This window comes from Maribacter spongiicola (assembly GCF_004364165.1).
Lineage (GTDB): Bacteria > Bacteroidota > Bacteroidia > Flavobacteriales > Flavobacteriaceae > Maribacter > Maribacter spongiicola.
Window position 1 is genome coordinate 135,111 of the sequence record NZ_SOAY01000014.1, and the last position, 21,704, is coordinate 156,814.

The window sequence follows — 21,704 nt, forward strand, 5'->3', positions numbered from 1 at the left end:
GGTTACATAGGCAGGAAAAGTAAAACAGCCCTGAAAAATCAGCGCTGTTTTAGTAGTACCTTTTACAATAGTGTTGATGGGCAAACGTATGCTGTTTTAGGTAGTGTTGTTTTTGAAATAGCTTCAAAACCGCCTTTAACATCAGTAAAATCTTGCCATCCTCGTTGTTTTAAAATCGAAGCTGCTATCATACTTCTATAACCACCGGCACAATGTAAAACGAAATGCTTGTCTTTAGGGAATTGAGATAGATGCTGATTGATTTCGTTTAAGGGAACATTGATGGCGCCGACCACATGTTCAGAATCAAACTCACTCTTTTTTCTAACATCGATTATTAAAGGTTTATCAGCGTTATATTCAGCCTCTAATTCATCGGCATCAATTCTGTTGCTTACCTCAAAATCTTTTCCTGATTGCTTCCAAGTATCAAAACCACCATCTAAAAAGCCAACGGTATTGTCATAGCCAACTCTTGCCAAACGGGTAATGGCTTCTTCTTGTTTGTCTTTGTAAGTGACCAATAAAATTTCTTGTTTAATATCGGGTATCATTTCACCGACCCATTGGGCAAAACTACCTTCGAGTCCGATATTGATACTATTAGGAATAAATCCTTTTGCAAAATCTTCTGCATTTCTAGTATCTAAAACTAACGCGCCAGTTTCATTGGCAACAGCCTCAAAAGCCTCGGGAGTGTATGGGGTAGTGGCACGGTCCATGATCTTGTCTAAACTTTCGTACCCTTGAATGTTCATTAAAACATTTTTAGGAAAATACCCAGGAGGCGCTGTGAGTCCGGTTAAGAGTTCTTTGATAAATTCCTCTTTGGTCATTTCTGGTCTCAGCGCATAGTTTACTTTCTTTTGATGCCCTAACGTATCGGTAGTTTCTTTACTCATCATTTTACCACAAGCAGATCCGGCACCATGGTTAGGGTACACAATTAAATTATCGCTCAGTGGCATAATTCTATTACGTAGAGAATCGTATAAATACCCGGCTAGCTTTTCTTCGGTTAAATCTGCAACGACATGCTGTGCTAAATCTGGTCTACCAACATCGCCAATAAACAAGGTGTCGCCAGTGATAATACCATGTTCTTTTCCATTTTCATCAATTAATAGGTAGGTAGTACTTTCCATTGTATGACCAGGTGTGTGAATTACTTTTACCTTATAATCACCAACTTCAAATATTTGATTGTCTTTTGCTGTGGTAGCTTTATAAGCAGGTTTAGCACCAGGACCGAATACAATTTCTGCACCCGCTTTTTTTTGTAAATCTAAATGACCACTTACAAAATCTGCATGAAAATGGGTCTCAAAAACATATTTGATTTTTGCATTGTCTTTTTTAGCACGGTCAAGGTATGGCTGTACTTCACGTAACGGATCAAAAACTGCAGCTTCACCATTACTTTCTATATAATAGGCAGCGTGTGCCAAACATCCGGTATAAATTTGTTCTACTTTCATGTTGTTATTTATTTGATTAATACTATAAAATTACCCTTTGTATAAGACGTGTACAGTGACATTGGTCACATAAGGAAAATTTTTTAAAAGAATTCCATGTAAAAAATAAAGACAGCCATTACAAGAATAAAATAGCCGAAACCTTTCTTTAATTTTTTGCCATCTATGAAGTTACTGAGGTAACTACCAATAAAAATACCTACAAAAGATAGCGAGGTAAAAATGGCAAGAAACTTCCAATCGATTGTCATGGTCATCGCATCACCTAAAAAGAAACCCATTAAAGATTTAATAGCAATTATAATTAACGAGGTACCAACGGCAACTTTCATTTCAACATTTGCCAAGATGACCAATGCAGGAATGATTAAGAATCCGCCACCGGCGCCAATCAATCCTGTTATGCTACCAACTATAAGTCCTTCTAATAAAATTAAGGGATAATTATAAGAAACATCTCCGCCTTTAATAACACTTTTTTCCTTTTTTAGCATGGAATATGCAGCAGGAATCATCAAAATAGCGAACAGCCCGAACATTGCCATTCTACGTGTAAATTGAAAGTGTTCAACTTCAAATAAAACATCGGGCATTGCAGGTACCACATAGTGCCTAACAAGTGTAACACCAATAATTGCTGGTGTACCAAAAACAATAGCAGTTCGCCAATCTACGTAACCCTTTAGATGCTGTTGCCAACCACCGACCAATGCACTTGCGCCAACAATAAAAAGGGAGTAAGCGGTTGCAGCTTTTTCGTTAATTGAAAAAAGGTAGGCTAAAACAGGAACAGCTAATATGGAACCACCACCGCCAATAAGACCTAATGAAATACCGATAATTAAGGCACTGATATAACCAAGAATTTGCAAAATTTCCATGTGATGTATTTGATATCACAAAAGTAGAACGGTGCGGAAACCTGCGCAGTAACATTAGTTACAGAGGTATTATAAATCTAATATTTCTAAATAATTACGGTGGAGTTTAATTTTGCCCATTTCTTCAAGCTTCTTTAAAAGCCTAGAAATTACAACTCTAGAGCTATGAAGGTCGTAGGCAATATCTTGGTGGGTACTATGAATAATATTATCTCTTGTTACTCTAGATTTTTCTTTTAAGTAGCCGATTAGGCGTTCATCCATTTTTTGGAATGCGATATTATCTAAGGTGCTTAAAAGCTCATTTAATCTAACATGGTAGCTATTAAATACAAAGTTTCTCCAAGATTTATATTTGGCGGTCCATTCTTCCATTTTCTGAATAGGCACCATAATCAATTTTGCATCTGTTTCTGCAATAGCTCTAATCTCACTTTTTTTGTCGCCCATACAACAAGCCATTGTCATAGAGCAGGTATCACCTTTTTCTAAATAGTATAGTAAAAGCTCATCGCCATCTTCATCTTCTCTCAAAATTTTAATGACTCCAGAAATTAATAAAGGCATACCTCTGATGTAGTCACCGATCTCCATGAATCTATAACCTTCGGGTACCTCTTTAAAAGTACCTACCTGTACAATTTCATTGATGAGCTCTTCTTCAAAGATATCTCCGTATTCTTCCTTTAAGTTTTGAATCATTCTTGGCTAATTAATTTTCTGAGCTATTTCCTTATCAAATTTAAAAAACATATTCGCCCAAATCGATTTAGATACTGCAGCTATCCATGGCATTGTTACCACTAATGATGCAACGATAACAACAAATAAAGCACCTATTGAAAGTTGAAGTCCGAATAGTAAAGTTAATACATATGCAGCAACTGCCACAGCAATACCTACTGCGTACGAAACATACATTGATCCCGTATAAAAACTAGGCTCAATACTATATTTTAAATCGCACTTTGGGCAACGTTCTTTAACCTTATTGAAGTTACTTAATTTATAAGGATTAGCCTCAAAGAATTCACCTTTATGACATCTTGGGCATGTCAAAAATATAATACTGTATAATTTGGAACCTTTTGGTAGCATGGGTATAAATTTTAATCAAAATTATTGGATCTGAATAATTTATTAGGTAACAAAGGTTACATAGTACCACTATTCATTATGTAATTTCTGCGGAAGTTATTTTTTTTCGATGTGCTGTGAACTGATATAAATCATATTATATGCTGACTTAGACATGTAAGTTTGTGACTAAATAAGAAGTTTATGTGTTCGCTTGTTCAAAAGTATAATGTACCAGGACCTAGATATACTAGTTACCCAACAGTTCCTTTTTGGGATATCAATACCTTCTCTGGAAAAAAGTGGGAAGCGTCGGTAAAAAAGAGTTTTCACGCAAGTAATTCGATATCAGGTATTAGTCTGTATATACATTTACCATTTTGCGAGAATATGTGTACGTTCTGCGGATGTCATAAGCGTATTACCAAACGACACGATTTAGAGCTACCCTATATAAAAGCGGTATTGAAAGAATGGCAATTATATAGCGCACTGTTCGATGAAAAACCGATTATAAAAGAGCTACACTTAGGTGGTGGTACGCCTACATTTTTTACTCCAGAAAACTTGAAGTATTTAATTGATGGTATTCTAGGAATAGCCGATAAGGCAAATGATGCCGAATTTAGTTTTGAAGGTCACCCCAATAATACCACTAAAGAACATTTACAAGCATTGTACAATGTTGGTTTTAGAAGAGTAAGCTATGGTGTTCAAGATTATAATGAAACGGTACAAAAAGCAATTAATAGAATTCAACCTTTTAAAAATGTAAAAAATGTAACCGAGTGGGCTCGTGAAATAGGGTATACATCTGTTAGTCACGATATCATTTTCGGTCTACCACATCAAAAGCTAGAACACGTAATTAATACGATAGAAAAGACCAAAGAATTAAAACCAGACCGTATTGCTTTTTACAGTTATGCACATGTGCCATGGTTGGCAGGTAACGGTCAACGTGGTTATAATGATGCAGATTTACCTGCGGGCGATGAAAAGAGAACGCAGTATGAAGTTGGTAAAGAATTGTTATTAGAATATGGATACCATGAAATAGGAATGGATCACTTTGCGTTAAAGAGCGACGGATTGTTTCAGGCGATGGAGAATGGAAAACTTCATAGAAATTTCATGGGCTATACCAGCTCTAACACCAACTTAATGATAGGGTTAGGCGCATCGAGTATAAGCGATAGTTGGTATGGTTTTGCACAGAATGTAAAAAATGTAGAAGAGTATCAAAGTCTTGTAGAAAATGATATTATTCCGCTTTATAGAGGTCATATTTTAACAGAAGAAAATCAAATTATAAGAAGACATATCTTAAATTTAATGTGCCAGTTTAAAACAACTTGGAGCGAATTTAAATTACATCTACCACAAATAGAAAGTATTCTAAACAGGTTAAAAGAAATGGAAGAAGATGGTTTAGTGACCATTACAGAAGGTAGTCTTCAAATAACAGAAAAGGGTAGGCCATTTGTTAGAAACGTATGTATGGCTTTTGATTTGCCATTGCAAAATAAGAAACCAGATACCAAGTTGTTTTCAATGACCGTTTAATTTTAAAAATAGAAGTTCCTAATCTTAATAATTGCTAAATAAAATTACCATGAAAAAAATAATCGTACTTACAGATTTTTCAAATCAGTCAGAACAAGCGCTAAAGGCAGCTGCAGATTTGGCTAAAAAACATAAAGTTGAACTATTGGTAGTTCATATGCTAGAACTCAATCAGGCAATAATTACTTCGCCAGATGGTATGTACATCGAGCAGACAGTTTTCTTGGTGAAATTGGCAGAAAAGAATTTAAAAGAATTTTTAGAAAAGCCTTACTTAGAGGGTGTTACCGTAACTCCTGTAATTAAGCATTATAAAGTATTCAGTGAGCTAAATGTTATAGCTAAAGAACATGATGCGGACCTAATAGTAATGGGTTCTAATGGAGCTAGCGGATTTGAAGAAATGTTTATTGGCTCTAATGCAGAAAAAGTGGTTCGTAACGCTACAGTACCAGTTTTAGTGATTAAAGGCGAGGTTACAAATTTAAGCTTAGATCGTTTTGTATTCGCGTGCGATTTTAATGATGATAATTTACCAGCTTTTCAAAAAGCTAAGGAGTTTGCAGCGATGCTAGGTGCTAGCATGGAGGTTGTTTTTATCAACACGCCAAACGATGAATTTATGAGTAATAGAGATGCTTATCAAAAAATAAATAAATTTTTGTCCAAAGCCAATTCGGCACAACAGGTTGAAATTTATAATGACTACAGTGTAGAGCAGGGTATTATCAATTATGGTAAAACCATATTAGCAGATGCTATAGCAATGCCTACACACGGTCGTAAAGGTATTTCACATATGTTTAACGGCAGCATAGGCGAAGATGTTGTAAACCATTCTAAAATACCGGTTATTACTTTTAAAATATAGATACTAACGTCTTCTATAGACAAGAATAAACCCAAGGCATTTGCCTTGGGTTTATTTGTTTTTACAAATGATTTAGTTACCTAAATGCTCATTATAGAATTTCCAAGCTTGTTGAGCTACATCTCTGCCTAATTCTAAGCCTGCAATATTATCAGCTTGAATATGATAACCGCCCATAACTCTAGACATACCTGCCATATTTGCGGCTTCTGTAAATGTCGGGAAGGTTATGGTTACTGGTTTTCCATAGAATGTAGAATCAATTTCAGTTAAAGTTCCGGGAGTCAATTCTACAGATTCACCAAAGTACTCATCTCCTGTAAACAAACGTAATACTTCTGCACAGCCGCCACTTATGGTACTATGTCCAGAAGTATAACTAGGAAATGGCGGACATAAAAAGATATCTGGAGAATAAGGTCTCCAATTTTGTCCTTTCATTTCTACAACGCCAACTCCGGGTCCGCCCCAAGCTTTAATAGTTTTGTCTTTGTAGTATTCGTGAACCAAAGCATATGGTCTGGCATAATCGTAGAACATTTTAGAATCCCAGGAAGCTATAAAGGCATCCATAGCGGTAATTTCGGTTAAGAAATACATTTTTACGTCTTGGTCTAGAGTATGGTTATCACGGCGAGAAACATCTTGAGCGAATTTTAACCAGTGTCCCGCTTGTTGAACAGACTGTGGTCCGTCACGCATAAATTCTACCAACGCTTTATCTTCATCAGAAAGGTTGGCTTGCAGATCAACCACTTCTTTAACCTCCTTTTTTAATTGTTCAGAACCGTACATTGGTGGTGGTCCTGGTCTAAACTGATCAGCAGATGTCATGGTAATCGGTATTACTTTCTGCCAGTAGGGCGTAAGGCACCCTGGGGCATATTGACTGCCTTTGCCATCAGAGAAATATTTAGGCTGCCAACGGTTGATATCAGTGCTTTCATCTGCAGTATTTACGGGACTGTAGTTGGTATAATCAAAATAAGGCTCTCCATCAGAGCCATTAATAGTACCGTATTGATTGCTTCCGTCATTTTTTCTAGCTTCAATGGTTGCCTTTGCAGCTAAGTTGCCAATACCTTCTGGGGTGTTTGGATCCATAGAAGTATTATCAGGGTCTAGACCTAATTCTACCATGAAATTTCTGAACATTTCGGTATCAGAATAGTAGTATTCTTTCATAGCGCCAAAAGCGGCATAGCTAATAGCAGTTTCTTTATTAGATAGCGTTTGCTCGGCTAAGGGTCTTCTTTCTATGGATTTTAAATATACCGGTATGGCACTTTCATCGTATCTAGACCAGGCATCGAAAATAGAGATAAAGATTAATCCTAAGTATCGAGAAGTAATTGTAGGTCTTGGTTTAAATTTTTCGGTATCAGAGGCTGTTGCATCCAAAGCCATTTTACCCCATCTGTAAGCTATATTTTCAGTTCCTTTTGGTTCTTCTGGTTTTTCTTGGGCAAGAGTGAAACCCACACAAAAAAAAGTAAGGGTAAATACTAAAAATAAAATGCGTTTCATACGTTTATTAGATTGGCTATTTCTGAGTATTAAATATAGCGATGTAAGAAGGGAATATAAAATTTATGCTGTAAGAACATTCGTCATAAAATCATGTAATTGGTGCATTTGTGGTTTTCCTTTTTTCTTACCACTTCTACCTGCAAAATATAGTACAAACCATAGCGCTGTTAGCATAATCATGACACCTACTTGAATGTGATATTCTTTACCTAATGATGCACTTGAATATGCCCAAATACCTATGATTATAAAAAGTGTTGCAATGACAAAGTGTATGAACATAAAAAAGGTCCAAAGGGTAGGGTTGGGACCGAAAACGCCATATAATTTACAACTAATATCATCTACTTCATCAATTTCTAAATGTAACTGCGGAGACCAAAAGTGATGCTCTTTTTGGTTGAATTTAATGAACACATGCTCATCTAAACGTTTAATCAAAAACGGATTTTCTTTCAATCCCTCAAATTTGCTAAGAACCGTTTCTTTGTTTTTTGATAGATGCATTTGAAACCTTGGGCGAAGCACTATTTCGTTCGGTAATGGTTTCATATGAATTTGTGTTTGGCCTCAGCCATTAATTATGACATTCTATTGCACTTGAAGCTAATTGGTTAACTGGTGCAGGCGATACGTACGGTATACCTAAACCAAGACCTCTAAGAATAAAAAGTGCACCGATAATAACAACAAATACCGGAATTGCTTTTTGTATTTTTTGACGTATACCACCTTTTAGTAAATTACTAAAATAAATGGCAGCGGTCATAAGGGGTAAAGTGCCTACGCCGAAAAGCATCATGTATAAACTACCTTGTAAAGCATCGCCCATAGCTATAGATCCAAAAAGTGCCATATAAACGAGACCGCATGGTAAAAATCCATTTAAGAATCCGATAGTTAAAAAGGTATCGGGCGATTTTTTCTTTAGCTCTTTGCCTAATTGGTTCTTAACTTTTGATATGATTTTATAGATGGGTTTAGACAGGTTGTATTTATTGAATGTTTTATACGGAATCAATACTATCAGAATCATAATAATACCAATACCAATAGATAGTTTTTGTTGTATACCAAAAATGGAAAGCCCTTTGCCTAGTAGTCCGAATATGAGACCTATAAGTCCATACGCCATTAATCGACCAAAGTGATAGATAAATATCTGTCCGAATTTTTTGTAGTTATTTGTTCTATCTACCGGAAGCATAAAGGCAATGGGTCCACACATACCAACGCAGTGCAAACTACCCATTAGACCTAATATGAGAGCAGATAGTAGCATATTTAAAAGGTAATACTCTCTTTATGTAGAAAATCTTTTCCTTCGTGTTCCCAAGTAATTTTAATGTCCCAGCGACCGTCCAACAATTGATTGTCAGGTATGAGCAAATGTGAATTGGATAAACTAATGGGCAAATTAAAATCCAAATTCTTGTTGGATGGTCTGTATAGGGACACTAAACCTTTAACATTGGTATCATCATATCCTTCAGGAAAAAGTATCATTAACCCTTCAGAAGTTTTTTGTATTTCTATTTGTGTAGTTGCAATTTGAGCATTTTTCTCTGCATCTATTTCCTTTTGATAACCAAGCTCCGCTTTATAATAATCTTCGGTAACCAAATCATGGTTAGCATCATGACTGGTAGTCATTGTAACTACAAAAAACATAATAAAACTAATGAATGCAACAATGGCAATCACAATACCGGTACCCCAATTAATCTTCATGATTTCTATTTTAAATATTATTTATAGCTACGTGGAGCCAAAAAGCGAGCCGTAGTGGTCTCAATTAACTTATCGTTACTATAAACCCCAATTTTAAGGTTGTTCTTATCACCACTTAAAGCTGAAGCGTTTATTTCTATGAACAAGGTGCCTTCTGCCAATGCTTCTGCGGCAACATCAAAATTCTCATGACGTACCAGTTTAATTTCACCTTTTGGCGATATCAGCTTAAAGTGAACATCTTCAACCGGTTTAGTGGTTTTGTTCAACAGTTTATAAGTGTACACATTACTAATAATGTTCCCTTCTTTGTGTTCGTACAATTGCCCAGGCAGTCTTAATATATTTGCTTCAAGATCATTTCTTAAGAACATCATACCTACTAATACACCCGTTAAAATAACTAATACAGCAGTATATCCTTTTAAACGAGGCGTAAATTTAAATTTCTCTTTCTTGGTAATTTCATCTTCACTTGCATAGCGAATCAAGCCTTTAGGCAGATCCACTTTTTCCATGATAGTATCACACTCATCAATACACGCGGTACAGTTTACACATTCCAGTTGCGTTCCGTTTCTAATATCTATTCCTGTAGGGCAAACATTTACACATTGGTTACAATCTATACAATCGCCATTGCCTAATTCTTGGCGGTCTTCATTTTTGCGCCATTTTTTTCTGCCATTTTCGGCTTCACCTCTTTTATAATCATAGGCAACTACAATCGATTTATTATCAAGAAGCACCCCCTGCATACGACCATAAGGGCAAGCAATGATACATACTTGTTCTCTAAACCAAGCGAATACAAAATAGAATACACCAGTAAAAATTAATAGCGAAACCATGGTGCTTACATGCTGTGCAGGACCATCGGTAACGTATTGAATCAATCTATCGCTACCAATAAGGTAGGCAAGAAAGACATTGGCTATAATAAATGAAATGATGAAAAAGATAATCCACTTTAAAACACGTTTACGAATCTTTTCTGCATTCCATTCTTGTCTATCCAATTTAATTTGCGCGCCACGGTCACCATCTATCCAATATTCTATCCTACGAAAAACCATCTCTAAGAATATGGTTTGCGGACACATCCATCCGCAGAAAATACGTCCGAATGCTACTGTAAAGAGGGCGATAAAAACGACCCCTATAATCATTGAGATTACAAAGAGGTGAAAATCTTGAGGATAAAAAGGAAATCCGAAGATATTGAAACGTCTTTCCAAGACATTGAACATCAAGAATTGGTTGCCGTTTATTTTTATAAATGGAGACGCGATCAAGAAAGTAAGTAGCACATAACTTACATATTTACGATACTCATAAAGCTTACCACTCGGCTTTTTAGGGAATACCCAAGCTCGTTTACCATCTTCTTTGATGGTACCGATGGAATCTCTAAAATTATCTTGATCTTGTGACATTGTATCTCTCTTTTTTGGCTTGAGAGGCTTTGGACCTCTCAATTAACTCAGTTCATGGTAACCGCTGCAGAATCAATAACTACTTCGGTAGCTTCTGCTTCAGCTGGAGTTTCTTGTTCCGGCGCATTAGGGTCAACCCAAATATCACCTTCTGCCGCTTTCGGGTTTGCAGGTGTTGTACCTTCAAAACTTAATACATAACTAGCTACTTGTGCTATTTCTGCAGGTTTTAAGTTTTGTTTCCAAGCGATCATACCTTTACCGTCACGACCACCTTCAGAAATGGTATGGAAAACGTTTTTGATACCACCACCAAGAATCCAGTTTTGATCCGTAAGGTTGGGACCAATACCACCGCCACCATCTGCCATGTGGCAAGCAACACAATTGCTTTCAAAAATTCCTTTACCGGCACTAATATCTGATGCATCTGTTAATAACTCAACCGTATTGGCATCAACAAGACCTTTTGCAGTTTTCTTATATGCTTCAATTTCTAATTGAGCTGCAGCAACTTCTTGTTCGTATTCCAATTTTTGATTGTAGTCATTGAAAACATGAAAACGAAGTAAGTAAACTACCCCAAATACAATAGAAGCATAGAAAAGATACACCCACCAAGGCGGTAAATTATTGTCTAACTCACGTATACCGTCATAGTTATGGTCAAGAATGATTTCTTCTTCTGACTCAATGGGTTTACTGCCCAACATTTTGTTGTACATGTTTTTACCCCAGGTCCATTCCCATTTTTCATCTTTGGCTTCTAAGTAACGCACCTTTGCTTCTTCGTCAAGCGTATTATAAAGTACATTTTCAATAGCTTGTACAATAAAGGCAATCGCTATTAATAGTAATAGGATAAGTGCCATAAAGCCAAACATCAGAGTAGGATAGGCTAGAAAAGCAGGTTGATCACCACTATCAATATAAACTTCCATAAGTACAATGACCGCAAAAAAGGCCACTGTTATTCTTAACCACCAGGCTGTATTGTTTTTCATAATTGGTTGTTTTGTTGGTTATCTTCTTCTAAAGGCAATTCGCTAACTTCTTTGATGTATGATTTTGAGGCTGTAATTACCCACCAAAATAATAAGGTGAAAAACACAAAGAAGATTAGTAATGATATCATGGGGTAGGTTGCTACGCCATCAATAGTTTCCATGTAACCTTTTACAAATTTGAACATGTTTTTATATTTTAGTTATCAGATAATAATTCGCCAGTTTCTTTGATCTTGATATCGGTACCTAGACGTTGTAGGTAAGCAATCATAGCTACAATTTCACGGTCTCTCATTTCAATGAATTCTTCACCATTTTCAGCAGCATATTTTTTATCTGCCTCATAAGAGTTTGCAAAATCGGGATCGCTATATAAGTTCTTCTCGATCTTCTCTGCTTGTGTATCCATTAAAGTTTCGGCGTTTGCTATATCTTCTTCGGTATATGGAACACCTAGAGTGACCATGGCTGCCATTTTAGCTTGAATGTCGCTTCTATCGTGCTCATCACGAATAAGCCAAGAATAGGAAGGCATTATAGAACCAGAAGAGGTACTTTGAGGATCGTACATATGATTTAAGTGCCAGTTGTCAGAGTATTTACCTCCAACTCTCAATAAATCTGGACCAGTACGCTTACTACCCCAAAGAAATGGGTGGTCATAAACGAATTCACCAGCTTTGGCATATTCGCCATAACGTTCTACCTCACTTCTAAAAGGTCGAACCATTTGTGAGTGACAGCTAACACAACCTTCACGTATGTATAAATCACGACCTTCTAATTCTAAAGGTGTATATGGTTTAACACTGGTAATAGTTGGGATGTTAGATTTTACCAATATGGTAGGTACAATTTGTATAATACCACCGATCAAAATAGCTACAGTTGCTAAAATGGTTAATTGAATAGGCTTACGCTCTAACCAAGTATGAAAAGTTTCACCTGCAGTTCTACGTTTAGATACTACGGTAAGTGCAGCTGCTTCTGCTAATTCATCTTCTATAACGCTACCAGATTTTATGGTACGTACTACGTTATATATCATAACACAAGCGCCAACAATATAAAGGCTACCACCAATGGCTCGCATCCAATACATTGGCATGATCTCGTTTACTGTTTCTAAGAAATTTCCGTAAACCAAAGTTCCGTCAGGATTAAAATCTTTCCACATTAGCGCTTGAGTGAAACCAGCAACATACATTGGTAATGTATAAAGAATAATACCCAAGGTGCCGATCCAGAAGTGGAAGTTCGCCAATGCAACAGAGAATAATTTATTCTTGGTCATTTTAGGTACCAAATAGTAGATCATACCAAAGGTCAAGAACCCGTTCCAAGCCAATGCACCTACGTGAACGTGAGCAATGATCCAATCACTAAAGTGGGCAATTGCGTTTACATTTTTAAGTGATAGCATTGGTCCTTCAAAAGTTGCCATACCATAACCGGTAATGGCGACCACCATAAATTTTAAAACAGGATCTGTACGAACCTTATCCCAAGCACCACGAAGTGTTAGAAGTCCGTTGATCATACCACCCCAGGATGGAGCCAATAACATAATAGAGAAGGCAACTCCTAAATTCTGAGCCCAATCAGGCAAAGCAGAATATAATAAGTGGTGCGGACCTGCCCAGATATATATAAATATCAATGACCAGAAGTGAACGATAGATAGTCTGTATGAGTATACTGGTCTGTTCGCTGCTTTAGGCACAAAATAGTACATAAGCCCTAAGAACGGCGTAGTCAAGAAAAATGCAACCGCATTATGACCGTACCACCATTGCACCAATGCATCTTGTACACCGGCGTATACCGAGTAACTTTTTAAAGCACTAACAGGTAATTCTAAACTATTGAAAATATGTAGTACTGCAACTGTAACAAAAGTTGCTAGATAAAACCAGATAGCCACATAAAGGTGACGTTGTCTTCTCTTTATCATGGTGCCAATAAGGTTTACACCAAATGCTACCCAAACAACGGCAATAGCTAAATCTATAGGCCATTCAAGTTCGGCATATTCTTTGGAACTTGTATACCCTAAAGGCAATGTAATTGCAGCTGCAACGATGATTAATTGCCATCCCCAAAAGTTGAACTTACTTAAAAAATCGCTGTACATACGCGCCTTTAACAGACGTTGGGTAGAGTAGTAGACTCCCGCATAAATAGCATTTCCTACAAATGCAAAAATTACCGCGTTGGTGTGCAACGGGCGTAAGCGACCAAAACTTAACCATGATATACCATCGGTTACGTTGGGGAACATGAACATGAAGGCTAACAATAAGCCGACGGACATACCCACAATACCCCAGAACATGGTTGCATAAAGGAAATTTTTCACGATTTTGTTATCGTAATAAAACTGCTGTACTTCCATAATTATACTTGTTTATTTAGTTGGATTTTATTTTTATAAAGGGAGAACAGAGAGAAAAGACTCTTATACTTTTGCTTTGTTCAACACCTTCTTTTTTATTTTTTTGTACTTTTTAAATCTTGTATTCTCAATTAATTTGAAATATTTTACTCTTTACTCTTTACTCTTAATTCTTCACTCTTTACTCTTTACTCTTTACTCTTAATTCTTCACTCTTTTCATTATTACCGGTTTTCACCAATTCATCTTCAAAAAGCATTCGAACGGAAGGAGTGTATGAATCTTCATATTGCCCCTGTTTGACAGAAACAATAAAAGCGACAAAAAAGATAATTGCCACCACCAGGCTTATCGCCAATAAAATATATATAACACTCATATCTACCTTAATTATTTGGTAAAAATAAGTGGGTTGTAAACCTTAGAAAATGACAAATGTCATACTTTAAAATTTTTCTTAAAAAACCTAAATATTTTAAGGAGTGGAGCATGATGAGTGAAGATGTAATATATTGTATTTAAGTAAGTTGGATGATATTAAAAAGCGAAGTGACTTAATTCGATTTTGTTAAAAGTTGGGATTAAAATTTTTAGAACATGATGAACGATAATCAAAAAAATGATTTAATTCTCATTTATAATTTTAGAGGAATGTTATAATCTAATTACGGAAGTTTTCTACCAATAAGATTTGTCATTACCGTAGTAAAAACAACAATGGTAATAGAGCTTAAGGGCATGAGAATAGCAGCGATAACAGGCTCTAGTTGCCCAGTAATGGCAAAATAAAGTCCAACGCAATTATAGAGCAGCGATAACATAAAGCTCATTTTAATAATACGCATCGCCTTTTTAGATGCGAGAATATAGCTATACAATTGCTGAAATTTAGAAGCATCTAAGATAGCATCACAAGCAGGGGAGAATACATTGATATTTTCAGATATAGCAATACCTACATTACTTTGTGCAAGCGCTCCGGCATCATTTAATCCGTCGCCTACCATCAATACTTTTTTATCATGATCTTGTAACGTTTTTATGAACTCTAGTTTTGTTTCGGGTTTCTGATTGAAGTACAGCGGAGTCAATTTTGGCAACAATTTCTCTAGTCGCTCTTTTTCTCCTTCATTATCACCAGAAAGTATCGCCAAACTTAACGTTTCAGACATCTCTTTGAAAACAGATGATAGTCCGTCGCGATATTGATTCTGAAAAACATATCTGCCTTTGTAAGCATTATTAGAGCTGATGTAAATAGAAGTATCTAGCTCATTTTCTGTAATGTTATTACCTACAAAATTAGCAGAACCAATCTTCATATTTATATCATCTTTAGAACTTTCCAGCCCCTTGCCAACATGCTCTTCGTACTCATCTAAGGTAATGATATTCTGTTCTTTAAGTAAATCATATAAAGATCTGCTTAAAGGGTGGTTAGAAGCTCTAATGGTATTCTTAAGTATCGATTCTTCATCGGGAGTTAAAGGCATACCTTCGTAGTGTGCCGTGCTTTTTTGGGTGGTGGTTATGGTACCGGTTTTATCAAAAATTGCGGTATCAATTTTAGCCAAGCGCTCAATGGTTTGCGTGTCTTTAATGTAGAATTTCTTTTTGCCAAATATGCGTAGCATATTTCCTAAAGTAAATGGTGAAGCTAATGCTATGGCACAAGGGCAAGCGATAATCAATACCGCCGTAAACACATTCATGGCTTTAGAAGGGTCGTAGAACAACCAAAAAGCAGTAGATATAAATGCGATAGAAAGTACGGCAATGGTAAAGCGTTTGCCGATACTATCGGTAAGGTTTTGAAAGGCGGTTACTTTGTCCGTTTTAAAAATAGAATTTCCCCAGAGTTGTGTCAAATAGCTTTGAGAGACCGATTTTAAGGCAATCATTTCGATAACGCCGTTGAGTTGCTTTCCACCAGCAAAAATCTGTTCTCCGATATTTTTAGAAACGGGTTCAGATTCCCCCGAAACAAAACTGTAGTCAATTTGTGCATTGCCGTATACGAGAGTACCGTCAACAGGAATCATTTCTTCGTTACGGATCAATATACGATCTCCCTTTTCAATTTCTTGAACAGGCACGGTTTCTTCTTTACCTTTTAAGTTCAGTCTGGTGATAGCAATAGGGAAGTATGATTTGTAATCACGCTCAAACGATAAAAAGCTATAGGTTCTTTGTTGAAAAAATTTACCTAATAATAGAAAGAATACCAGCCCGGTAAGAGAATCGAAAAACCCGCTACCTAAATTAAAGGCAATATCATAGGTGCTTCTAAGAAATAATACCAAAATACCAAGTGCAATGGGTACATCAATGTTTAAAATTTTCGCTCGCAGTCCTTTAAATGCAGAAACAAAATAATCCCACCCGGCATAAAAAACTACAGGTAAAGAGAAGATGAACATCATCCATCGAAATAAGCCTTGATATTGGTTAAGCCAATATTCACCACCAGAAGCGGCACTTGAATTTAAGTCGAAATATTCAGGAAAAGAGAGGAACATAACATTACCGAATGCAAAACCGGCAACACCTAATTTGTAAATAAGTGTTTTATCAGAAACTTTCTTCTTGCCTTCAAAGTCCTCTAAAGAAATATAAGGTTCATATCCTATTTTAGCTAAAAGCAAGACAAGCTCTTTTAAGCTGAAATCCTCTTGTTTGTAGGTGATACGAATTGTTTTCTTGGGGAAATCTACTTGAGAATTCGTAACATTCTTATTCAGTTTGTTCAAATTTTCTAGAATCCAGATACAAGAACTACAGTGAATAGTGGGTATATAAAGGTTGATTATCTGAATGTTACCATCATTAAATTCTGTTAGTTTCGCTATGATTTCTTCATTGTCTAGAAAATCATATTTGCCTTCAATAGCTTTGGGTGTAGTACCTGCCGCCGCTTGTAAATCATAATAATGAGACAAATCGTTTGTTGAGAATATCTCATAAACGGTTTTGCAACCGGCACAACAAAATGATTTTTCATCAAATGTTATAAGCTGTCTATCACAAGGATCACCACAATGAAAACAATTAGTTGCCTGCATAAATATTAAAGAATAATAAATACAAAGGTGAAAATGAAACAGTTTTTAAAACATGATAATTGTCAGTTACTACCATTTTAAGCTTGTGTAATTTTGTCTAAGCATAATTTATGAGGCTATGGAAACTAGATGTGAAAATTGCATTATCCGACAGTTTAATTCGCTCCGTGCATTGAGCAAAGACGAATTAAAAAAGGTGGCGGACTCAAAAATTTCTAAAAAGATTAATAAAGGAGAGGCACTGTTTATTGAGGGACAAAAGCTTGATGGTGTATTTTGTGTACGAGAAGGCGTTTCTAAATTATCTAAGTTAAGTAGCAACGGTAAAGAGCAGATTGTGAAATTGACCAATAGGGGTGAAATTATGGGGCAACGCTCTGTAATTGCTGAAGATTTTACCAATTTAAGTGCTACTGCTATTAATGATATGGAAGTGTGTTTTATACCCAAAGAGGTAATATCTAATACCTTAAATACTAACCCTTATTTTTCTTTAGAGGTATTACGACATATGGCGCATGATTTAAAAGAAGCAGATGACGTTATTGTAAATATGTCTCAAAAAACAGTGAAACAGCGTTTGGCTGAGGCATTTGTTTATTTGAAGAAAAACTATGGAGAAGATGAAAACGGTTTTTTATTATTGACACTTAGTAGAGATGATTATGCAAATATTGTTGGTGCGGCAACGGAGTCTTTAATTCGTATGATTTCTGAGTTTAAGAAAAAAGGACTGATCAAGACAGAAGGTAAAAAAATTGGAATCGTAGAAGAGGAAATGTTGCAAGAATTAGCCGACGGATTTTAAATATTTTAGTATTCTGATAAATGTCATAGTTTCAATTCTGTATGGAAACTACATTTATCATCAAATGACGTGTTTCATTTATGAAAAATATATTAATACCGACCGATTTTTCGCTAGCTGCATGGAATGCTACACAGTATGCCTTGCAATTATTCGCAGAATCTGAATGTGTATTCCATTTTTTAAATGCCTACACTCCAGAATTACACAGTAACCGCTTAATGGCGGGGAGAGTTACAGATGCCGCTAAAGATTATTCTGCACAAACAGCTTCGGAGAAAGGACTGAAAAAGACCTTTCAGCGCATTAAAAAACAATATCATAATCCGCTTCATAAATATAAAACGATATCTAGTTTCTCAATGCTAGTTGATGAGGTAAAAGAAGTTATAGAAAAACAGCATATTGATTTTGTAATAATGAGCGCCAGTGGTGGAGCAGACGATGAATCTATTTTCCTGGGTAGAAATACGGTAAGAATATTAAACCATGTCGATGCATGTCCGGTATTGATCATACCACCAAGGGCAGTTTTTGAAAACTTACATTCCATTTCTGTGGTATCAGAATTTAGCCATTTATTTAAGAGTGATGAATTAAACCCCGTGATAGAATTAGCACGCTATTTTAATAGTACCGTACAAATTGTGAGTATGCAAAATGCTACGCCTCAGATTGCGGAATTACAACAGATAAATCATGAGGTTATAGCAGAAAAACTAGGGTCTATTTATCATAATTTCTACAAATTAGATACCGAAAGTTCCTTAACAACCACTTTAAAAAGGTATGTTGATCAAACTAATTGCCAGTTACTTGTTATGTCTAACAATGCAAATAGCTATTTAAGAAATTTGTGTAACGATTATATTGTTGGTAAATCGATTTTCTGCTGCCATGTGCCCATGTTATCATTACAATTAATTGAAAATAACATCAGTATCAGCCATTAAGATCTTCCTTCAGAAAATCGTTTATTAAGGTTTAATCACAAAAGTTTAGGCATTACTTAATGCTTTGATGAATGCTATCGATTATTTCTAAATATCTTTAGAGCCAAATAACCATAATACAACCAAAAAGTGAGCGCGGTAAACGAGAAAAAAGTAGCAGCATTAGAAGCGGTAAAATATATAAAATCTGGTATGACCGTTGGTCTAGGCACTGGGTCAACTGCATTTTTTATGATCGAAGCTATTGGCGAAATGGTACAGAAAGGCTTAAAGCTTACAGCAGTTGCAACATCTGACGAAACTGAAAAACTAGCAAAGAAACTGGGTATACAAGTTATTACCCTTGCAGAAGCAAAAAGATTAGATGTTACCATTGATGGTGCCGATGAGGTCGACGAAGACTTTCAATTGATTAAAGGCGGAGGCGGAGCGTTACTACGTGAAAAGATAGTCGCCCATAATTCTGATATGAATATCATTATTGCCGATTCGTCTAAAAGTGTTGCCAAACTAGGTAAGTTCAAACTGCCAATAGAAACAATACCCTTTGCAACGCAATTGATTATTAAAGAATTGGAGGGAATGAAACTGGCACCAGTACAGCGTATGAGAGGTACTGACGATTACAAAACAGACGAGAATAACGATATTATAGATATCGATATTTGGGATACCGATATAAAGCTAACAGATTTAGAGCAGCTATTAAAGACCATACCAGGTATCGTAGAAACCGGATTATTCTTGACCACCACCGATTTAGTGATTATAGGTAAAGGGGAGGAAGCTGTTATAAAGAAACGATAATAAAAAACGAATGTCACTTCGAGTGATTTTTGAAATGCAATGAAGAAAAATTGTATCGAGAACTTATAGGCACTAACGGTTTTTGCTGGGTAAATAAAGCTTATTTCGAAGGTTTTAAAGCATTAATATAAAACGAAAGAAGACACATAAAAGGTTTTAGACGTTGAAAAAAGAACAAACTATGCAAGACGAAAAACATTATGGTACGCGAAGTAATTGGTTGCGAGCAGCAGTGCTTGGTGCCAATGATGGTATTTTGTCAACAGCAAGTTTGGTCATCGGTGTTGCCGCGGCAAGCACAACGAGAGAGCCTATTATTTTAGCCGGCGTAGCAGGTTTGGTGGCAGGTGCCTTGTCAATGGCAGCAGGGGAGTATGTATCTGTAAGTTCGCAGGAAGATCTAGAAAAAGCCGATTTAGCTCGCGAAATGAAAGAGCTAGAAGAAATGCCGGAAGAAGAACTTAAAGAACTCGCTTTAATTTATGAAGAGCGCGGTTTAGATTCAGATTTGGCGTTACAAGTTGCTACACAATTAACAGCCCATGATGCCTTGGGTGCACATGCTAGAGATGAGCTGGGTATTAATGATATTACACAAGCGAATCCGTTATTGGCGGCATTGTCATCTGGTGCATCTTTTGTTTTCGGCGGATTGCTTCCGGTAATAGTTGCTTATTTTGGTCCGCTTGAGGAGATGGAATATGTGCAATATGGTTTTGCAGTGCTGTTTCTAGCAGTGTTGGGTGCCATTGCTGCCAAAGCAGGAGGCTCAAATATATTGACAGCCGTATTAAGAATTAGTTTTTGGGGAACCGTAGCAATGGTCATTACCGCATTGATCGGGCATTTGTTCGGGGTAAATGTGGCGTAGTGCTATTTTTTACTAGATATGGGTGAGGTAATCGATTCAAAATCTTTCATAGTAGCATCACCACGTAGTACATCCGCTAAAAATTCATAAATCAATTCAGGAAATTTAAATCCGAGAGACGCCCATTCGTGTCCGCCTTCTTCATTGAAATACACTTTGTAACTCCCATCAATCTCAGAAAGCCGTTCGGCAATAGCTTTAGGTCCGTTGATTTGTAAATAGCCAACATCCGTAGGCTTACAAAAACGATGCGGATTCGTATCGTAAGGCACCACGGAATCTTTAACTCCGTGAAAAAATAGGATAGGCGTCTTATTGCTGGCATCAATATAATTTTCATCTAACACAGCACCAGACAAACTAACAACTCCGGCAATATTGGCATTGGGGTAGGGCAGTCTTTTAAAACGATAATCGTATCGCATAAATTTAAAGTTCAAAACGGTTTCGGCACCGGCACTACTACCGATTAAGAATATTTTAGTCGGGTCGGTCTTAAAAGGCAACGAATCTTTCGTTAAATAATTAATCGCTTTAGAAAGATCGGCAACCGCCTCCACGTAGATATCAATTTTTATAGAAGTAGGGCAGTCGCATCCAAAAGATTTTCCTTTCCGAGACAGCCTATAATTTATTGAAGCCACATTAAACCCTTTAGCCGCCAGGTATTTACTTAGTCCTTTTTCATCACCACCATTACGTTGACCCGCAGTAAAGCCACCACCATGCACTAAAACAACTGTGGGTTTTAGTTGCATGTCATTAGACGGAATGCTATAAAAATCGAGTTGTAGGGTGTCGGCATAGTTATAGGTTTTCATTTGTACGGCATCCGGTGTGGAGTTCAAACTTTGAGCAAATGCAGGGCTAATGGTAGAAATGAAACCAAATAATATGATGAAGTAACTAAATATATGCAATGTTGTTTTTGAGGTCATAAATAAAATTATAGTGTTTAGGGGAGCATCCGAAGTAAACAGAATACCATTAAAACGTTACATAACAAAGGTTGTTAGTTTTATAAAAGTTTGAATCCGATAAAAAACAAACATAAATACATTTGCTATAAAAAGGCATTAAGCGTGCAAATGTACAGCGTAAGTATCTTATTTATAGTAATTAAAGGTGAATTGGGTTTAAAAATGATTCAAAGAATGTTTTCGAAAACCCTTTCGCAACAATATAAACGTAAAATAGTGGCGTATGAGCGCTTATGACTTGAATTCTATAG

At 36.3% G+C, this 21,704-nt stretch carries 21 protein-coding genes; 6 read left to right on the top strand and 15 right to left on the bottom strand.

The genetic code is table 11. The features are described from left to right. Positions 1-62: 62 nt before the first annotated feature. The 4 genes from CLV90_RS16550 to CLV90_RS16565 form a co-directional block, all read right to left on the bottom strand. A complete protein-coding gene (locus CLV90_RS16550; RefSeq protein ID WP_133688629.1) occupies positions 63-1,478 on the bottom strand; it encodes an MBL fold metallo-hydrolase in 1,416 nt (471 codons plus the stop codon). A gap of 83 nt (positions 1,479-1,561) precedes the next feature. Further along, entirely contained in the window at positions 1,562-2,359 is a 798-nt protein-coding gene (locus tag CLV90_RS16555) for a sulfite exporter TauE/SafE family protein (protein ID WP_133688630.1), read from the bottom strand. 69 nt (positions 2,360-2,428) lie between these two features. Further along, positions 2,429-3,061 carry a Crp/Fnr family transcriptional regulator gene (locus CLV90_RS16560; protein WP_133688631.1) on the bottom strand — a complete coding sequence of 211 codons (633 nt, stop codon included), beginning with the start codon at positions 3,059-3,061 and terminating at the stop codon, positions 2,429-2,431. 6 nt (positions 3,062-3,067) lie between these two features. After that, positions 3,068-3,457 (bottom strand): DUF983 domain-containing protein, encoded by a 390-nt coding sequence (locus CLV90_RS16565; RefSeq protein ID WP_133688632.1) that lies wholly within the window; start codon positions 3,455-3,457, stop codon positions 3,068-3,070. 183 nt (positions 3,458-3,640) lie between these two features. Here CLV90_RS16565 and hemN point away from each other — a divergent pair, with 183 nt between their 5' ends. Together hemN and CLV90_RS16575 are read left to right on the top strand one after the other, a co-directional pair. Continuing rightward, complete coding sequence (gene hemN / locus CLV90_RS16570) at positions 3,641-5,002, top strand: oxygen-independent coproporphyrinogen III oxidase (RefSeq protein ID WP_133688633.1); 1,362 nt, start codon at positions 3,641-3,643, stop codon at positions 5,000-5,002. Positions 5,003-5,051: 49 nt separating this feature from the next. Next, positions 5,052-5,873 (top strand): universal stress protein, encoded by an 822-nt coding sequence (locus CLV90_RS16575; protein WP_133688634.1) that lies wholly within the window; start codon positions 5,052-5,054, stop codon positions 5,871-5,873. 72 nt (positions 5,874-5,945) lie between these two features. On the opposite strand, the gene CLV90_RS16580 is transcribed toward CLV90_RS16575, so the two are convergent. The 10 genes from CLV90_RS16580 to CLV90_RS16625 all read right to left on the bottom strand — a co-directional run bounded on the left by CLV90_RS16580 (position 5,946) and on the right by CLV90_RS16625 (position 17,034). After that, positions 5,946-7,400 (bottom strand): vanadium-dependent haloperoxidase, encoded by a 1,455-nt coding sequence (locus CLV90_RS16580; RefSeq protein ID WP_133688635.1) that lies wholly within the window; start codon positions 7,398-7,400, stop codon positions 5,946-5,948. Positions 7,401-7,463: 63 nt separating this feature from the next. Beyond that, positions 7,464-7,955 carry a GTP-binding protein gene (locus CLV90_RS16585; protein WP_133688636.1) on the bottom strand — a complete coding sequence of 164 codons (492 nt, stop codon included), beginning with the start codon at positions 7,953-7,955 and terminating at the stop codon, positions 7,464-7,466. Positions 7,956-7,980: 25 nt separating this feature from the next. Then, entirely contained in the window at positions 7,981-8,685 is a 705-nt protein-coding gene (locus CLV90_RS16590) for a sulfite exporter TauE/SafE family protein (protein WP_133688637.1), read from the bottom strand. A 2-nt stretch (positions 8,686-8,687) separates the two neighbouring features. After that, positions 8,688-9,134: a FixH family protein gene (locus CLV90_RS16595; protein WP_133688638.1), complete on the bottom strand. Its 447-nt coding sequence runs from the start codon at positions 9,132-9,134 to the stop codon at positions 8,688-8,690. A gap of 17 nt (positions 9,135-9,151) precedes the next feature. Beyond that, positions 9,152-10,570 carry a cytochrome c oxidase accessory protein CcoG gene (gene ccoG, locus CLV90_RS16600; protein ID WP_133688639.1) on the bottom strand — a complete coding sequence of 473 codons (1,419 nt, stop codon included), beginning with the start codon at positions 10,568-10,570 and terminating at the stop codon, positions 9,152-9,154. Between the two features lie 47 nt (positions 10,571-10,617). After that, the gene (locus tag CLV90_RS16605; protein ID WP_133688640.1) at positions 10,618-11,574 is read right to left on the bottom strand and encodes a cbb3-type cytochrome c oxidase N-terminal domain-containing protein; all 957 of its coding nucleotides are present in this window, start codon (positions 11,572-11,574) and stop codon (positions 10,618-10,620) included. After that, positions 11,571-11,762: a cytochrome C oxidase subunit IV gene (locus tag CLV90_RS16610; protein ID WP_076550414.1), complete on the bottom strand. Its 192-nt coding sequence runs from the start codon at positions 11,760-11,762 to the stop codon at positions 11,571-11,573. Before CLV90_RS16610 ends, CLV90_RS16605 begins: the two co-directional genes overlap by 4 nt. Before the next feature lie 11 nt (positions 11,763-11,773). After that, positions 11,774-13,972, bottom strand: coding sequence for a cytochrome-c oxidase, cbb3-type subunit I (ccoN, locus tag CLV90_RS16615; RefSeq protein ID WP_133688641.1), 2,199 nt, complete (start codon positions 13,970-13,972; stop codon positions 11,774-11,776). 181 nt (positions 13,973-14,153) lie between these two features. Further along, positions 14,154-14,351, bottom strand: a complete 198-nt coding sequence (gene ccoS, locus CLV90_RS16620) for a cbb3-type cytochrome oxidase assembly protein CcoS (RefSeq protein WP_133688642.1) — start codon at positions 14,349-14,351, stop codon at positions 14,154-14,156. Positions 14,352-14,637: 286 nt separating this feature from the next. Further along, positions 14,638-17,034 (bottom strand): heavy metal translocating P-type ATPase, encoded by a 2,397-nt coding sequence (locus CLV90_RS16625; RefSeq protein WP_133688643.1) that lies wholly within the window; start codon positions 17,032-17,034, stop codon positions 14,638-14,640. 118 nt (positions 17,035-17,152) lie between these two features. On the opposite strand from CLV90_RS16625, the gene CLV90_RS16630 reads away from it, so the two are divergent. The 4 genes from CLV90_RS16630 to CLV90_RS16645 all read left to right on the top strand — a co-directional run bounded on the left by CLV90_RS16630 (position 17,153) and on the right by CLV90_RS16645 (position 20,473). Continuing rightward, positions 17,153-17,842, top strand: a complete 690-nt coding sequence (locus CLV90_RS16630; RefSeq protein WP_133688644.1) for a Crp/Fnr family transcriptional regulator — start codon at positions 17,153-17,155, stop codon at positions 17,840-17,842. Between the two features lie 80 nt (positions 17,843-17,922). Next, complete coding sequence (locus tag CLV90_RS16635; RefSeq protein ID WP_133688645.1) at positions 17,923-18,795, top strand: universal stress protein; 873 nt, start codon at positions 17,923-17,925, stop codon at positions 18,793-18,795. A 129-nt stretch (positions 18,796-18,924) separates the two neighbouring features. Next, the gene (gene rpiA, locus CLV90_RS16640) at positions 18,925-19,602 is read left to right on the top strand and encodes a ribose-5-phosphate isomerase RpiA (RefSeq protein ID WP_133688646.1); all 678 of its coding nucleotides are present in this window, start codon (positions 18,925-18,927) and stop codon (positions 19,600-19,602) included. Positions 19,603-19,783: 181 nt separating this feature from the next. Then, entirely contained in the window at positions 19,784-20,473 is a 690-nt protein-coding gene (locus CLV90_RS16645) for a VIT1/CCC1 transporter family protein (RefSeq protein ID WP_133688647.1), read from the top strand. Positions 20,474-20,475: 2 nt separating this feature from the next. Here CLV90_RS16645 and CLV90_RS16650 read toward each other — a convergent pair whose 3' ends face one another. Further along, positions 20,476-21,411 carry an alpha/beta hydrolase family protein gene (locus CLV90_RS16650; RefSeq protein ID WP_133688648.1) on the bottom strand — a complete coding sequence of 312 codons (936 nt, stop codon included), beginning with the start codon at positions 21,409-21,411 and terminating at the stop codon, positions 20,476-20,478. Between the last annotated feature and the right edge of the window lie 293 nt (positions 21,412-21,704).

Bases quoted from the DNA above. Each gene is read 5' to 3' on its own strand.
- CLV90_RS16605 (WP_133688640.1), bottom strand. From the start codon at position 11,574: ATGAAAAACAATACAGCCTGGTGGTTAAGAATAACAGTGGCCTTTTTT.
- CLV90_RS16555 (WP_133688630.1), bottom strand. From the start codon at position 2,359: ATGGAAATTTTGCAAATTCTTGGTTATATCAGTGCCTTAATTATCGGT.
- CLV90_RS16595 (WP_133688638.1), bottom strand. From the start codon at position 9,134: ATGAAGATTAATTGGGGTACCGGTATTGTGATTGCCATTGTTGCATTC.
- CLV90_RS16575 (WP_133688634.1), top strand. From the start codon at position 5,052: ATGAAAAAAATAATCGTACTTACAGATTTTTCAAATCAGTCAGAACAA.
- CLV90_RS16550 (WP_133688629.1), bottom strand. From the start codon at position 1,478: ATGAAAGTAGAACAAATTTATACCGGATGTTTGGCACACGCTGCCTAT.
- CLV90_RS16610 (WP_076550414.1), bottom strand. From the start codon at position 11,762: ATGTTCAAATTTGTAAAAGGTTACATGGAAACTATTGATGGCGTAGCA.
- CLV90_RS16625 (WP_133688643.1), bottom strand. From the start codon at position 17,034: ATGCAGGCAACTAATTGTTTTCATTGTGGTGATCCTTGTGATAGACAG.
- CLV90_RS16590 (WP_133688637.1), bottom strand. From the start codon at position 8,685: ATGCTACTATCTGCTCTCATATTAGGTCTAATGGGTAGTTTGCACTGC.
- ccoS (WP_133688642.1), bottom strand. From the start codon at position 14,351: ATGAGTGTTATATATATTTTATTGGCGATAAGCCTGGTGGTGGCAATT.
- ccoG (WP_133688639.1), bottom strand. From the start codon at position 10,570: ATGTCACAAGATCAAGATAATTTTAGAGATTCCATCGGTACCATCAAA.
- CLV90_RS16650 (WP_133688648.1), bottom strand. From the start codon at position 21,411: ATGACCTCAAAAACAACATTGCATATATTTAGTTACTTCATCATATTA.
- CLV90_RS16645 (WP_133688647.1), top strand. From the start codon at position 19,784: ATGCAAGACGAAAAACATTATGGTACGCGAAGTAATTGGTTGCGAGCA.
- CLV90_RS16585 (WP_133688636.1), bottom strand. From the start codon at position 7,955: ATGAAACCATTACCGAACGAAATAGTGCTTCGCCCAAGGTTTCAAATG.
- CLV90_RS16635 (WP_133688645.1), top strand. From the start codon at position 17,923: ATGAAAAATATATTAATACCGACCGATTTTTCGCTAGCTGCATGGAAT.
- CLV90_RS16630 (WP_133688644.1), top strand. From the start codon at position 17,153: ATGGAAACTAGATGTGAAAATTGCATTATCCGACAGTTTAATTCGCTC.
- hemN (WP_133688633.1), top strand. From the start codon at position 3,641: ATGTGTTCGCTTGTTCAAAAGTATAATGTACCAGGACCTAGATATACT.
- CLV90_RS16565 (WP_133688632.1), bottom strand. From the start codon at position 3,457: ATGCTACCAAAAGGTTCCAAATTATACAGTATTATATTTTTGACATGC.
- CLV90_RS16580 (WP_133688635.1), bottom strand. From the start codon at position 7,400: ATGAAACGCATTTTATTTTTAGTATTTACCCTTACTTTTTTTTGTGTG.
- ccoN (WP_133688641.1), bottom strand. From the start codon at position 13,972: ATGGAAGTACAGCAGTTTTATTACGATAACAAAATCGTGAAAAATTTC.
- CLV90_RS16560 (WP_133688631.1), bottom strand. From the start codon at position 3,061: ATGATTCAAAACTTAAAGGAAGAATACGGAGATATCTTTGAAGAAGAG.